Raw genomic sequence first — 14,837 nt, 5'->3', positions numbered from 1 at the left:
TTTTAAAAAATTAGAATGAAGAAGTTAGTTTTTATAATATTGTTGGTTTTGTTGCAAGGAAGTGTATCGAACGCCCAACAACTTTCTCCCCGTACTATCATCGATTTTAACAACGACTGGAAATTCTTTTTGGGCGATACCGCTATTGCCAAAGAACCGGGTTATAATGATAACAGCTGGCGAACGCTTAACCTACCACACGACTGGAGCATTGAAGGCGAATTCAGCGAAAAACACCCGGGCACGCCCAACCAGGCTGCCCTGCCAACAGGAATTGGCTGGTACCGCAAAACATTTACGTTGCCGGCAACCGCAAAAGACAGGAATGTATTTATTGAATTTGATGGCGTATACCGCAACAGCGAAGTATGGATCAACGGCCATTATTTAGGTAAACGCCCCAACGGCTATATTTCATTCAGCTACGACATAACTCCCTGGTGCGATTCCGGCGCTGCACAGCAGGTGATCGCCGTGAAAGTAGATAATTCGGCCCAGCCCAGTTCGCGCTGGTATACCGGTTCGGGTATTTACAGAAATGTTCGGTTGGTGGTGGCGAATAAAATAGCCATCGATCAGTGGGGTACCTTCATTACCACACCAAACATAAGCAAACATGTAGCCATTGTTCGGGTGCAGGCCACCATAAACAACACGAACGGTAATATAGGGCAGGGGAGCCTGTACACCTATATATACGATGCCGCGGGAACGCTGGTAAGCAAAGGCTATTCCTCGTTGAATGGTGCGCCCGGCTGGCCCTCAGGCAAAAGTACCTATACCTATTCCACAGCCATCAATGCGCCAAAACTGTGGTCGGTGGAAACCCCTTATTTATATAAGGCCGTAACCCGGGTGATGGTGAATGGTAAAGTGGTTGATGAATACGTTACTCCTTTCGGGATCCGCTATTTTAATTTTGATGTACAGCAGGGGTTTTCTCTTAATGGAAAACAACTGAAAATACTGGGCGTGTGTATGCACCACGACCTGGGCGCCCTGGGGGCAGCCGTAAATGTGCGCGCCATGGAACGCCAGTTACAGCTACTGAAAGAAATGGGTTGTAATGCCATCCGCACGGCGCATAATCCGCCGGCGCCGGAATTCCTTGACCTCTGCGATAAAATGGGTTTCCTGGTTATGGACGAGGCCTTTGACATGTGGCGCAAGAAAAAGAATAAGTTCGATTATAATGTTGATTTTGAACAATGGCATAAGCAGGACCTGGAAGATCAGATCAGAAGGGACCGCAACCATCCTTCCGTATTCATCTGGAGCATTGGGAACGAGATCCGCGAACAGTTCGACAGTACAGGCATACCTATTACAAAAGAGCTGGTAAATATTGTAAAACAACTCGATACCACGCGGCCCGTAACCTCGGCCCTCACCGAGACCGATACCACTAAAAATTTTATTTACCAGGCCAATGCGCTGGATCTCATGGGTATGAACTATAATCAGCAGCTATATCCTGAGTTTTTACAGCGGTATCCGGGTAAGAAATTCCTGGCCACCGAAACAATGTCGGCCCTCGCCAGCCGGGGGCATTACGATATGCCATCCGACAGCATCCGGTTCTGGCCATTAAAAGGACAAAAGTTTGTAGAGAAAGGCAACCCCGATTTTACGGTTTCCGCATATGATCATGTAGCCGCGTATTGGGGAAGTACCCATGAACAAACCTGGAAGATCATTAAACAGTACGAATTTTTATCGGGTCTGTTTGTATGGTCGGGTTTTGATTTTCTGGGAGAACCGGTGCCTTATCCCTGGCCGGCGCGAAGTTCTTATTATGGCATCATTGACCTGGCCGGTTTTCCGAAGGATGCCTATTATATGTATCAGAGCGAATGGAGCAGCAAACCCGTGCTGCATTTGTTTCCGCATTGGAACTGGACGCCAGGTAAAGAAGTGGATGTATGGGCCTATTATAATAATGCCGATGAGGTAGAACTGTTCCTGAATAACCGCTCGCTGGGCGTAAAAAGAAAACAACCGCTTGATATTCATGTACAATGGCGGGTAAAATATGAACCCGGCACGTTGAAGGCCTTAGCCCGCAAAAATGGACAAATAGTTAGTGTAAAAATGACAAATACGGCTGGGGAACCTGCAAGGCTGGAATTGGTGCCAGATAGAAAAATCCTCCATGCCGACGGAAAAGACCTCTCTTTTGTCACCATTCGTATTGTAGATAAAAACGGGAACCTGGTGCCTGATGCTGCCAATAATTTGACCGTTGAAATTTCAGGCGAAGGCGTTTTGGCCGGAATGGACAATGGCTACCCCGCCAGCCTTGAATCGTTTAAAGTGCCGTCCCATAAGGCTTACAACGGGCTTTGTCTCGCTATCATCCAATCAAAACAAAAAGCCGGTCCCATTCGCGTAACTTTTCATGCACCGGGTTTGCCATCCGGTACCATCCTGCTTCAAAGTCAATAAATTGATTGATTTTAATTAGGGTGTGATAAAAGAAAAATAGTAAAATATTCCATCATTTTAGTGAAACCTTACATTGTTTACAGATAGGGTCACATGTACCTTTATTACGGTAAATGAATAACGAACAGATAACAATGTTTCTGAAAAAAATGGTTAAGTGATCCCTGATGATCCATTGTATTCTGAGGAATTTTAAACGATTGAGCATATGAAGCGTTTTTGCTTGCCCGGTCTTCCTTATTCGCAATGAATGATATCGCCTTCTCGGGCAGAAATATCAGGCGAAATATCCGGACAAACAAAAAACTCTCCTGGCGCAATCCACACTAATCAACAAGACTGGCTAAGTACCCACGCTATGAATTTTACTGGTTTTTAAACCAAATCCATTGGACAGCAACCCGTTCAGGATATACAGGTTTTGTTGTTCACGCGCATTAAAACAAAAGACTGGAATAAAGTATTTAATACAGTAATTGGCTACCGATCACTGAATGGATAAGCCATGACCGTTAGTTCATTATATAATATATCTTCTATGAAACGTACCGGTGGTTTGTATTTAATGTTATTGGCGCTTACCTTATTAATGATGTTATTGTCGGTAACCCTGGTGTTTGCCCAAACAGCACCTGCCACTGCCACAACAGAATCGTATAACGAAGTAATTGCAAAAAGAGCAGCAAAGATCGTTGCAGCGTTACATACTACTGATACTGTCTTTAACAAAAAGGTGCAGGCCATTGTTGCAGACCAGTATATGCAGCTGGGCCGCATACATGATGGCCGTAATGCACAGATAAAAAATATAAAAGCAAAAGGCACAGAATTAACTGCTGATGATAAAGCGGCCATTCAAAAACTGGAAACAGACGCCGATCAGCAACTGGCGCAATTACATACTGCTTTCCTGGCAAAACTAAACGCACTTTGCACCCCGCAACAGGTTGATGAAATAAAAAATGGAATGACGTTTAATGTGTTGAACGTTACATACACTGCTTATCAGGATATGTTGCCAACATTGACCGAAGAACAGAAAACGCAAATACTGGCCTGGTTAACCGAAGCGCGCGAGCATGCGATGGATGCCGAATCGGCTGAAAAAAAGCATGCCTGGTTTGGTAAATACAAAGGCCGTATCAATAATTATTTATCAAAAGCGGGAATCGACATGAAGAAAGCGGAAGCCGACTGGCAGCAACGGATCCGGGAAAGAAAGGAGGCCGCTGCCAAACAAAGTAAATAATTATCAAACAATAAGTAGTAATCAATACTGACACATAGATCGCCTGATTCGTATTAATAACACAATGTATCGCACTTAATATTGTATGCTATACTCCTCAACACTAAAACTGGTCATCATTAAAAAGATTGCTAAAAAGTTTTATCAGTCCTAAAAACTAATGCTGTATGAATCTGCAACAATTCAAAAAAAATTCATTATCCTTTCTCCTGCTGTTGATGATAACAGCGGGTGCCTTTGCCCAGGTACGCGACATAACGGGGCAAATTACCGACCCTGATGGCAAGCCAATGGTGGGGGTAACTGTTTCCGTTAAAGGCGTCAGTGGTAATGTTATTACTGATGCAAATGGAAAATATAAGTTACAGGCCATGCCTGAGCAAACATTGGTGTTTACATATGTTGGATTTGCCACCAAAGAAATTAAGGTAGGGAGCAATTCCACTATCAGTACATCCCTCGCAAAAGGCGACAACCAGTTAGATGAGTTTATTGTAATTGGTTATGGTACGCAAAGACAGAAAACTGTTACCGGGTCTGTGGTTAACGTCAATCTGAGTAAGCTTTCAGATATGCCGGTGGCCACTGTTACAGAAGCGTTGAGAGGCCAGGTACCAGGGCTAAGCGTAACAGGCGGGAGCCAACGTCCCGGAAATTTGCCCCAATTAAGCATTCGCCAGCAATTCAACTGGGGTAAAGACAACGGTAATAATATACCCCTGATCGTAATAGATGATGTGATACAGAGCGATCCCTCAACAGGATGGTCTTCGATGGACCGTTTAAACCTGATGGACCTTTCTGAGATAGAAAGCATTACCGTACTGCGTGATGCGGCTGCTGCCATTTATGGTTCCCGGGCTTCGCAGGGAGCTATTGTTATAAAAACAAAGCGGGGAAAGAGTGGTGCGCCAAAGATCAATTACGCTGGTAAATTTGAGACCAATGATGCGGTAAGCCATGGTAAAGTGATGAATGCCTATGATTATGGTATATATGCCAATCGTTTTGGCCGGGCAAGTGGCTGGACGTCTAATGACTTTTTTTTCAGCCCTGCGGAACTGGAGCGCATGAAATCGTTGAACTATGACTGGTTGAGGAACGACTGGAAACGGGCGAATTCGATGCAACATTCGCTGACTGTTAGCGGCGGATCTGACAAAGCCACATTTTTCACCGGCGGATCTTACTACACGCAGGGACCTAATTTGGGAACGCAGGATTATAATAAATATTCATTCAGGGCCGGAACAGATGTAACTGTGACGAACGGTTTGAAATTGTCGGCTACCATTGCCGCAAACAACTCTGATCTGGAACAATCATTTACAAAAATTGGCATCAGCGACGGTAGCTACGGATCGAACGGTAGTGAGCAATCGGATTATTCCCAAATTCTCCATATGCCCAAATACATACCGTGGATCTACAATATTAACGGGGTCGACAGGTATGTTTCTCCTGCCATGGGACCCAATAAATTAGGGAACGTAAGTGGTAATAACTCGCTTTCCAATACGAACTATTATGCCCTGTTGAACAACGGGTCTAAAACAACCAATAAGACGTTTGGCTATAATGCTAATTTTTCACTGCTATACGAAATGCCCTTTATCAAAGGCCTTTCTGTGAAAATGAATTATGCCATACAATCTACTACCAGTACTACCGAACAGGACCTGATGCCGGTTACCTTGTCGAGGAATGGCTCGGGAAATAAGGCCGAACATCACTTATATGATTCAGCAGTATGGGACAACCCTGTAGTCAATAAGTCGAACACCCGTGTTACTTATGGTAACAGTACCGGAACCACCGAACAAATAAACTTTTTTCTGAACTATGATCGCTCTTTTGGCGACCATAACATTTCGGCGGTAGTTTCAGGTGAGCGGGAAAAAAATACCTATGATTACAGATACCAGATCTATGACCAGCCTGTTCTTGGTGCGTACAACGGTACTTCGGTTTCTGCCGGTACATTAAATACCGGTAACAGCTATACTTCTAAACTGGTGGGTGGAACGCTTTCTTATTTAGGCCGTATCAGCTATAATTTCAGGAGCAAATACATGCTTCAGTTACTTTTCCGTTCAGATGCATCCTCAGTTTTTGCGCCCGAACATTATTGGGGCTTTTTCCCGAGTTTATCGGCAGGCTGGGTTATGAGTGATGAAGACTTTTTCAGAAGAAGTGTACCCTGGGTCGATTTCCTGAAGCTCCGTGCTTCAGTTGGTAAATTAGGTAACAATAACGTAAAGGCATGGAAATGGATGCAGTTGTATAAAGCAGAAACCGGTGCAGGAATGGGCTTTGGAAGCAACGGTGGCGCCATTACAACCGGCATTACACCGGAAGTTTCACCTAACAGAGATATTCAATGGGACAAAAACTTTCAGCGCAACTTCGGTCTTGATTTCAGTGTGCTGAAAAACCGGCTCACAGTAAACCTTGACCAGTACTTTTATACTTATTCAGATGTGTTGACAGTTATGGCGGGAGCGATTGGCGTACCAATTTCAGTGGGTGGCGGTTATGCAGAGGAAAACTTTTCAGGAATAAAAGCCTGGGGTACTGAAATTTCAGCTACTTGGAAAGACAAGATCGGCAGAAAGGTTGACTATTCAATAGGCATGAACTTTGGTATCGGCGACAATAAAACCACCAAATACCTGGATCAACCATTCGACTATCCATCCAAAATGAACACAAGGAGAGCGGCGGGTAATTCCGGTTTCCCGGCTGTTTATGGCTTCAGGACCTGGAACGAGACCTCTGGCGGCGACGGTATCTTGCGTACTGATGCAGACGTCGATAATTACTGGCAATACCTCACTGATAATGCAAACAAATCGGGTGTTACCGGAGCTGCGCCACAGTACATGGGCATTATAACCAAGGCAGGGATGAAAAAGGGCATGATTGCCTATGAAGATGTAGGCGGTGCGCTTAATTCAACTGACAAGACATATGCCGGCCCGAACGGGGACATAGAGAAAGATCAGGATTTTGTTGTGTTGAAAAAGAATAGTAAGACGTATGGTATCAATACCAACCTGAGTGTTTCTTATGCGGGAATATCATTATTTGCGCAGATTGTTACCAGCTGGGGAGGATATAACACGATCGATTTAATAAAACAGGGTACCAGCAGCACAGCCAGCCTGTGGGCGCAGCCGGTTTATTTGAATGATATGTATGATTCAACAGATAATCCAAATGGTAAATACCCGAATCTGGCATATTATGATGCGTTCAACGGAACCAATTCTAACGCTAAATTCTTTAAGGTATCTAACTTCCGCATGTATGTGCGTTCGCTGAGTGTTGGCTATACATTGCCTAGAACGCTCGTTAGAAAAGCCCGTTTGGATAACGCCCGGGTATACCTGAGCGGTAACAATTTGTGGGATTTCTATAATCCTTATCCAAACCATTACCGCAATATGTATGATGCGCCAAATGTGAATTACCCAACATTGAGGACCTGGGCGATGGGCGTAAACTTAGGGTTCTAATGTACCAAAATTGTTAACTGATTATATTGTCAATATGAAAAATAGAATAGCATATCTCTTGTTTTTCGTTGTTGTTGTGGCGGCGTCGGGTTGCAATAAGAAGTTTTTGGAAGAAATGAAGAGCTATGACAAATACGATGAAAACATTTTTACCAACGAGGTGCAAACCGGTTGGTATATCGACAGGCTTTACAATTATTATTTTGTAAATTATAAAAATCCTACGCTGACGGTGGTAGGTTCGTATGATGATACCAGGAGAAATCTTACTGAGGAAATTGGAGGAACCGTAAAAGATTACACTAACCCCAATAAATTACTGGTGCAGGCTTCACAGGCTGATGGGTATTATGGCGCGGTGCTATCGGGCAGTGTTAATAACAACGCCTATACGCGGATACGGCTTGCGAATTTTTTATTGGAGAAAATTGACGGGATCGGGAAGGTGCTTTCTGAAGATTTTCGTAAAACAGCAAAAGGACAAATGTATATGTTCCGGGCTTTTCAATACTTTGACCTGGTTCGCATTTATGGTGGCGTTCCCATCGTTACAACGGTGCAAAATGCCAGTTCAACAGATGAAAGCATTAAAGTACCACGTGCCAAATCTTCCGAGGTTTTTGACCAGATCATAACGGACCTTGATTCGGCTGCGGCCTTATTACCCATGAAATGGACTACTTCATCTACAGATTATGGCAGGTTTACGGCCGCCGCCGCCCTGGCTATGAAAAGCCGGGTGTTGCTGACCGCTGCAAGCCCCCTGTTTAACGCTAACTGGGATAATGCAGGCGACCAACACTGGCAAAAAGCCCTCGATGCCGGTATCGCCGCCGAAACCGCATTAACAGCCGCTGGTTATGGCGCCTCTATCAATTCTGCAAAAGACTGGGCCGAAGTAACGTTTAAAAATGACAACTCGTTTAATGGAGAGGCCATCTTTTTGATCCTTCTTTCCAGTACGAATTCTTCAACCGCCACTAATAATGGCTGGGAAAGTTCAATCAGGCCGAAAGATCAAAACGGCGGTGGTGGCATTTCTGTGCCGAAAGCTATGCTTGATCTGTTTCCGATGAAGGATGGAAGCCGCCCTGTAATAGGAACCAATTATAACGATACTTTCTTTTTTGAAGGCCGGGACCCCCGCTTCTATCGCACGTTTGCCTTCTCAGGAAGCAAATGGGCTTATACCAACAACAAAAATAAAGTCACCTGGCTGTACAGATGGAGAGCCAGTGCAACCGGTACTGTTACTTACTATGCGAATAACCAGACAAGCAGTCCGGCCCTGGTTCGCAAAATGTCTAATCCTGCCGCAGATAGCACAACTTTTGTTTATTCCGGCACAGATATCTTCGATTATCGCTATGGTGAATTATTATTGAATATAGCGGAGTGTTATGCCGCTAAAGGCGATATCGGTAATTGTATCACTTATCTCGGCAAAATACGTAGTCGGGTAGGTATTCCATCTGCGAATAACTATGGTATTGGAACGCTTTCTAGCAGGTATGCTGCTTTGGAAGCCTGCCTGTACGAGCGCCGTGTGGAGCTGGCGTATGAAGGCAAACGCTTCTGGGACCTTCAGCGCTGGATGTTATACGACGACGATGCGTCTATAGGAGACAATACGAATGCCAGGTTGGGAATACCCATTCTCAACGGCACAAGCCGTCAGGGATATTACTGGCAGTCGAAAACTTATGGCGCTGATCCGTTAACTGCTGCAGACAGGGCTATTTCTATTGATCCGGATGCATCAGATTTCAATACACAAATAGCATCGCTGAAAACATTATATCAGAATAAATTTGTAATGACGCCGCTTGACGCAGCCTGGGATAAGGATGGTTCAACACCAGTGAATTTCCTGTTCAGGTCGAATTATTACATTTCGGGATTGTCATCTGCCGTTTTATCGAATAACCCATGGTTAACTCAAACTATTGGTTGGCAGGATTATAATAGTGCAATGGGAACATTCGACTATAAACAATGATCAGTACGCTAAATAAAAAACTAACATCAGAGGGCATTTCAAAATGCCCTCTGATATTAACGGCCGTTTTTTGTAAATTAAATGTCAGCTGTTGAAATAAATTTTACACTTGTTAAATTAGATCTCAAGTTCTTTAACATACTAGTTCAACACGGTCAATTAAATGTTTGTAAGTGCTCTCTTTTGATGGGCTTTGATGTTTGCAGGCCGGCCAGTGGACGTTAGTATTCATTTGCTGCCGAAACGATGGTACGATAAGGTAATTGTCATTTAAACATATATTTAGATTTATGAATAAAAAGTGATTAATTCATTGATTGGGTGCAACCCCGAATACTAATTGAACGTCTGGTAATTGCATCGTCCCGGCTCATAACCGCTGGTCCCTTTTAATTGATCGGGAACTGTCCTTGAAAAACCAACCGAAAAAAACGGATCAGCAGTTTTAAATAAATTAAGCACAGGGGGGATATTTTATCCTCCCTGTATTTTTAAGATACCTTACCTTGATGTAAACCTTGTTGACCCGAAAGAAGATCGACCGGTAATGGTTCTTTTACACACCATGATTTGAAAAAAGTTAATGAAGATTATGAAAACGTTTCACAACTTATTATTGATTTCAGCACTGGGATTGGTGCAGCCGGCACTGGCGCAATATCCTACCATTCCGGCAGATGTGAAGAAGTGGTCGGATTCTTTACTGGAAGCAGAAGCCAAACATTCTGATGAAGCATGGGCCAAAGCATTCCCCATTATTGAAAAAGAAGCAAGAGCCGGTAAACCCTATATTCCCTGGGCTGCCCGTCCGTACGATCTTCCCCAGGCAGCTATTCCCGCATTTCCCGGTGCAGAAGGTGGCGGCGCTTACAGCTTTGGCGGCCGTGGTGGTAAAGTAATTGTTGTCACCAGTCTGGAAGACAGAGGTCCGGGCACTTTCCGCGAAGCATGCGAAACCGGTGGCGCCCGTATTGTGGTGTTTAACGTAGCCGGTATCGTTCATCTTCAAACGCCTGTTATCATCAGGGCGCCCTATATCACCATTGAGGGACAAACAGCGCCTGGCGATGGCGTGTGTATCGCCGGGGAGTCGGTGTGGCTCAATACCCATGACGTAGTGATCCGCTATATGCGCTTCCGCAGGGGCGAAACCAATGTGGGCCGTCGCGATGATGCCATCGGTGGCAACCCCGTGGGCAATATCATGATCGACCACGTATCGGCCAGCTGGGGCCTCGATGAAAATATGAGTATGTACCGTCATATGTACAACGACAGCACCGGTATTCCTGAGCAAAAACTGGGAACGGTGAATATCACCATCCAGAATTCCATTTTTGCAGAAGCGCTGGATACCTATAACCACTCATTCGGCAGCACACTGGGTGGTGAAAATTGCACCTTTATGCGCAATATGTGGGCGAACAATACCGGCCGTAACCCTTCAGTAGGCTGGAACGGTACCTTCAATTTCGTAAACAACGTAGTGTTCAACTGGATGCACCGTTCAAGCGATGGCGGCGACTATCGCGCTATGTATAATTTCATCAACAACTATTATAAGCCGGGGCCGGTTACGCCTAAAAATTCACCTGTAGGCCACCGTTTCCTGAAGCCGGAGAGCGGCCGCAGCAAATTAAAATACAAAGTGTATGGCCGTGCCTATGTACATGGCAACGTAATGGAAGGCTACGATGAGATCACTAAAAACAACTGGGCTGGTGGTGTACAGGTTGAAGAAGAGAATACTGCCGGCGAATACACCGATTTCATCAAATGGAATGAGCCCCTGCCCATGCCCAAAATGACCATTGTATCGGCCAACGAAGCCTATGGCTATGTAGTTAAGAATGCCGGCGCTACTTTACCCAAACGCGATGCGGTTGACACGCGTATTGCCGAGCAGGTAAGAACCGGGAAGATCGTTTATAAAGAAGGCGTACCCCTGCCCACAAAACAATTTGAACATCGTAAATTGCCTATTGATTCCTACAAAATGGGTATTATCACCGATCCCATACAGGTAGGCGGTTACCCCGAATACAAAGGCACGCCCTATAAGGATAGCGATAACGATGGCATGCCCGATGATTATGAGATAAAACATGGGTTGAACCCGAAGAACGCAGCAGATGCTTCTCAGGATAAAGACAAGGATGGATATACGAATATCGAAGAGTATCTGAACAGCGTGGTACCCATGAGCAATGTAAGACCCGGGATCAATAAAACGGCCAGGAAATAAGCTCTTACGAGTTTAGCCATGAAAGACAGGAATGTGGGTGACTTGTGAAATGAACAGAATGTAGTGGTTTGAGGTAGGAAGTAAGAAGTAAGAGGTAAGAAATTCAGGCGCTTCTTACTTCCTACTTCTTACCTCTTAATTCATAAACCTATTATACGACCTTGCACTTCTTTCAGGTTTGCTCATTTATCATTTAATCATCCGGGAACCATGTTTTTAACAATCAGACAAGTAAGATCATTTTTTATTATCAGCCTGTTGCTGTTGGCAGGTACAGGCTATTCCCAGAAAGGCAAACGGCCGGTTCTTCCCCTGTCAGCCGAAAAAGGGAAGCTGAACTATACCGCCGACTCACTCGGTAACCGGGTCCCCGATTTTTCTTATTGTGGTTATAAGGCCGGCGATAAGGCCATCCCCGATGCGCCCGTTCGTATAGTGGTGCCTGTAAAAGCAGGCGATGCTACCCGCCGCATTCAGGCAGCACTTGATTATGTAGCGGCATTGCCTGCAGGGAAAGACAATTTGCGTGGTGCTGTTCTATTACAGCCAGGCCTTTATGAAGTAGCCGGCCAGTTGGTCATTCATGCATCTGGCGTGGTGTTACGCGGCAGCGGTTACGGCGACCAGGGAACAATATTGAAGGGAACCGGAAACGACCGGCAAACCCTTATTGCCATAGCAGGAAAGAACGACCGGCAATCAACCACCGAAATCAAACTCACCGATAAATATATACCGGTAAACAGTGTTACGCTCAACGTAGCAACACCCCATAATTTCAAAACCGGCGATAAAGTAATAATACACCGGCCATCAACCGCCAACTGGATCCATGACCTGCACACTGCTCATTTTGGCGGTGGCATTACTGCGTTGGCCTGGAAACCCGGTCAGCGTGATATTTTCTGGGACCGCACTGTGGTGGCTGTAAATGGAGGAACCATAGAATTGGATGCGCCGGTGACAACCGCGCTCGATGAGCAATACGGTGGCGGCCTCATCGCTGCTTATACCTGGCCCGGCCGTATACAGGATGTGGGCGTTGAAAATATCCATTGTGTATCGGAATATGATGTAAACAATCCCAAAGACGAAGCCCATCGCTGGATGGCGATCTCTATAGAGAATAGCACCGATGCCTGGGTACGGCAGGTGGTATTTGAACACTTTGCCGGTTCTGCGGTATTTGTAACAGAAACCAGTAAACGCGTTACGGTTGAAGATTGTAAATCGCTGGCCCCCGTTTCGGAGATCGGCGGTTTTCGCCGGTATACATTTTATACCACCGGTCAGCAAACCCTGTTCCAACGCCTGTATACTGAATATGGCAATCATGATTTTGCCACGGGGTTTTGTGCACCCGGCCCGAACGCTTTTGTACAATGCGATTCCTACAAACCGTATGGTTTCAGCGGTGGCCTCGATAGCTGGGCTTCCGGTGTGTTGTTCGATATGGTGACCATCGACGGGCAGGCGATCAGTTTTATGAACCGTGGTATGGAGGGCAATGGGGCAGGGTGGAATGTGGCCAATAGCGTACTCTGGAATTGTACGGCCGCCCGCGTTGATTGTTATCAGCCACCCACCGCGCAGAACTGGTCATTTGGCAGCTGGGCGCAGTTTTCAGGTGATGGTTACTGGGGCGAATCAAACAACACCATAGAGCCCCGCAGTTTGTATTATGCGCAATTAAAAGAACGGTTAAAAGAAGATATTACCGGCAGGGTGCAATTGCTGCTGATTAATTCCGATGCTACCAGCAGCCCAACCGTAGCGCAGGCCGCTGAGTTAACGGCCATGTCGGTAGCTCCGCAGCCAACCGTTTCAAAATATATTGATGATGCGGCCAAACGGCAACCCATACCTGTTTCAGCGGCCGGTGTAAAAACCATCGATGAGCTCGGGTTCAAACAACCCGCGCCGGTTCAACCCATGGCTGCCATGCATGTGCAAAACAGCTGGCTGGTGCGCGGCAATGCTATCCTTACCGGAACCAGGGCCGAATCGCCCTGGTGGAACGGCAGCGCAAGGCCGTATGCCATGGCAGATGCCAAACCGGCCATCACGCGTTTTATTCCCGGCAAAACCGGTACCGGACTAACTGATGACCTTTGCGTTTTGACCGATTCCATGAAGGCAAATCACGAAGTGGCATTTGAACAGAATTATGCTTTGTGGTATGAGCGCCGCCGCGATGATCACGAACGCATCCGCCGGATGGATGGCGATGTATGGTTACCGTTTTATGAACTGCCATTTGCCCGCAGCGGTAAAGACACGGCCTGGGATGGTTTAAGCAAATACGATCTTACAAAGTATAATACCTGGTACTGGAGCCGCCTGAAACAATTTGCCGATCTGGCCGATCAGAAAGGACTGGTGCTGGTACATCAAAATTATTTTCAACATAATATTATTGAAGCCGGCGCCCATTATGCCGATTTTCCCTGGCGGCCGGTGAATAACATTAACAATACCGGTTTCCCCGAACCGGTACCCTTTGCCGGTGATAAGCGGGTGTTTATGGCCGAACAATTTTATGATGTTACCCATCCCGTACGCCGTGCGTTGCACCGGGCGTATATTCGTCAATGTTTGAATAACTTCGCCGCCAACAATGGCGTGATACAACTGACCGGGGCCGAATTCACCGGTCCTTTGCATTTTGTACAGTTCTGGATAGATGTAATAAAAGAATGGGAACAGGAAACGGGTAAAAAGCCACTGATCGGGTTAAGCGCTACCAAAGATGTACAGGATGCCATTTTAGCCGATGCCACCCGCGCAGCGGTTATTGATTGCATTGATATCCGCTACTGGCATTATCAGCAGGATGGTTCGGCATATGCGCCGCTGGGCGGACAAAGCCTGGCTCCCCGGCAGCAGGCCCGCCAGTTCAAACCAAAAAGGACCTCTTTTGAGCAGGTATACCGGGCAGTTAGGGAATACCGCGATAAATTTACCGGCAAAGCGGTCATCTATTCCGGCGACAGTTACGACAATTTGGGCTGGGCCGTATTTATGGCCGGGGGCTCACTGGCAAATATTCCGGTGATGGCCGACGCCGCATTTGTAACGGCCGCAGCTACCATGAAACCGGTTGATGGGTTTAAAGATCAATATACGTTAGCAAATGCCGGCAATGGGTATATCGTTTACGGCAAAGGCGATGTGCAGGTTGATCTTACCAATGTACCGGCCAGCTTCAAAGTAAAATGGTTCGATGCCGCTACGGGACAGCTGATCGGCAAAGAAGAAAAAGTAAAAGGCGGAAAACCCGTTACGTTGAAAAGTGGTAAAGAAGGAACTGTGGTAGCGTGGATACGGAAGGCCTAGTTTAACGGTGGGCCCCCTTGTAGGGCGGCTCACCTCGAAAAATTA

6 protein-coding genes are annotated in these 14,837 nt (G+C 46.0%); all 6 read left to right on the top strand.

The window, feature by feature from the left end; all coding sequences use genetic code 11:
- Positions 1 to 15 precede the first annotated feature (15 nt).
- A complete protein-coding gene (gene galB / locus A3860_RS04475) occupies positions 16 to 2,445 on the top strand; it encodes a beta-galactosidase GalB (RefSeq protein ID WP_081145353.1) in 2,430 nt (809 codons plus the stop codon).
- A gap of 538 nt (positions 2,446 to 2,983) precedes the next feature.
- Positions 2,984 to 3,694, top strand: coding sequence for a DUF3826 domain-containing protein (locus A3860_RS04470; protein WP_216823374.1), 711 nt, complete (start codon positions 2,984 to 2,986; stop codon positions 3,692 to 3,694).
- 167 nt (positions 3,695 to 3,861) lie between these two features.
- Entirely contained in the window at positions 3,862 to 7,212 is a 3,351-nt protein-coding gene (locus tag A3860_RS04465) for a SusC/RagA family TonB-linked outer membrane protein (protein WP_081145352.1), read from the top strand.
- A 34-nt stretch (positions 7,213 to 7,246) separates the two neighbouring features.
- Positions 7,247 to 9,211: a RagB/SusD family nutrient uptake outer membrane protein gene (locus A3860_RS04460; protein WP_081145351.1), complete on the top strand. Its 1,965-nt coding sequence runs from the start codon at positions 7,247 to 7,249 to the stop codon at positions 9,209 to 9,211.
- Positions 9,212 to 9,803: 592 nt separating this feature from the next.
- Entirely contained in the window at positions 9,804 to 11,456 is a 1,653-nt protein-coding gene (locus tag A3860_RS04455; protein ID WP_081145538.1) for a polysaccharide lyase, read from the top strand.
- 210 nt (positions 11,457 to 11,666) lie between these two features.
- Positions 11,667 to 14,792, top strand: coding sequence for a DUF6298 domain-containing protein (locus A3860_RS04450; RefSeq protein WP_081145350.1), 3,126 nt, complete (start codon positions 11,667 to 11,669; stop codon positions 14,790 to 14,792).
- Positions 14,793 to 14,837 lie beyond the last annotated feature (45 nt).

The organism is Niastella vici (assembly GCF_002077945.1).
GTDB lineage: Bacteria > Bacteroidota > Bacteroidia > Chitinophagales > Chitinophagaceae > Niastella > Niastella vici.
Note: the sequence above shows the minus strand (reverse complement) of the source record. Positions and strands in the feature narration are given on the sequence as shown.

Excerpts from the sequence above, each read along its gene's own strand:
- A3860_RS04470 (WP_216823374.1), top strand. The coding sequence starts at position 2,984 with ATGAAACGTACCGGTGGTTTGTATTTAATGTTATTGGCGCTTACCTTA.
- A3860_RS04460 (WP_081145351.1), top strand. The coding sequence starts at position 7,247 with ATGAAAAATAGAATAGCATATCTCTTGTTTTTCGTTGTTGTTGTGGCG.
- A3860_RS04455 (WP_081145538.1), top strand. The coding sequence starts at position 9,804 with ATGAAAACGTTTCACAACTTATTATTGATTTCAGCACTGGGATTGGTG.
- A3860_RS04450 (WP_081145350.1), top strand. The coding sequence starts at position 11,667 with ATGTTTTTAACAATCAGACAAGTAAGATCATTTTTTATTATCAGCCTG.
- galB (WP_081145353.1), top strand. The coding sequence starts at position 16 with ATGAAGAAGTTAGTTTTTATAATATTGTTGGTTTTGTTGCAAGGAAGT.
- A3860_RS04465 (WP_081145352.1), top strand. The coding sequence starts at position 3,862 with ATGAATCTGCAACAATTCAAAAAAAATTCATTATCCTTTCTCCTGCTG.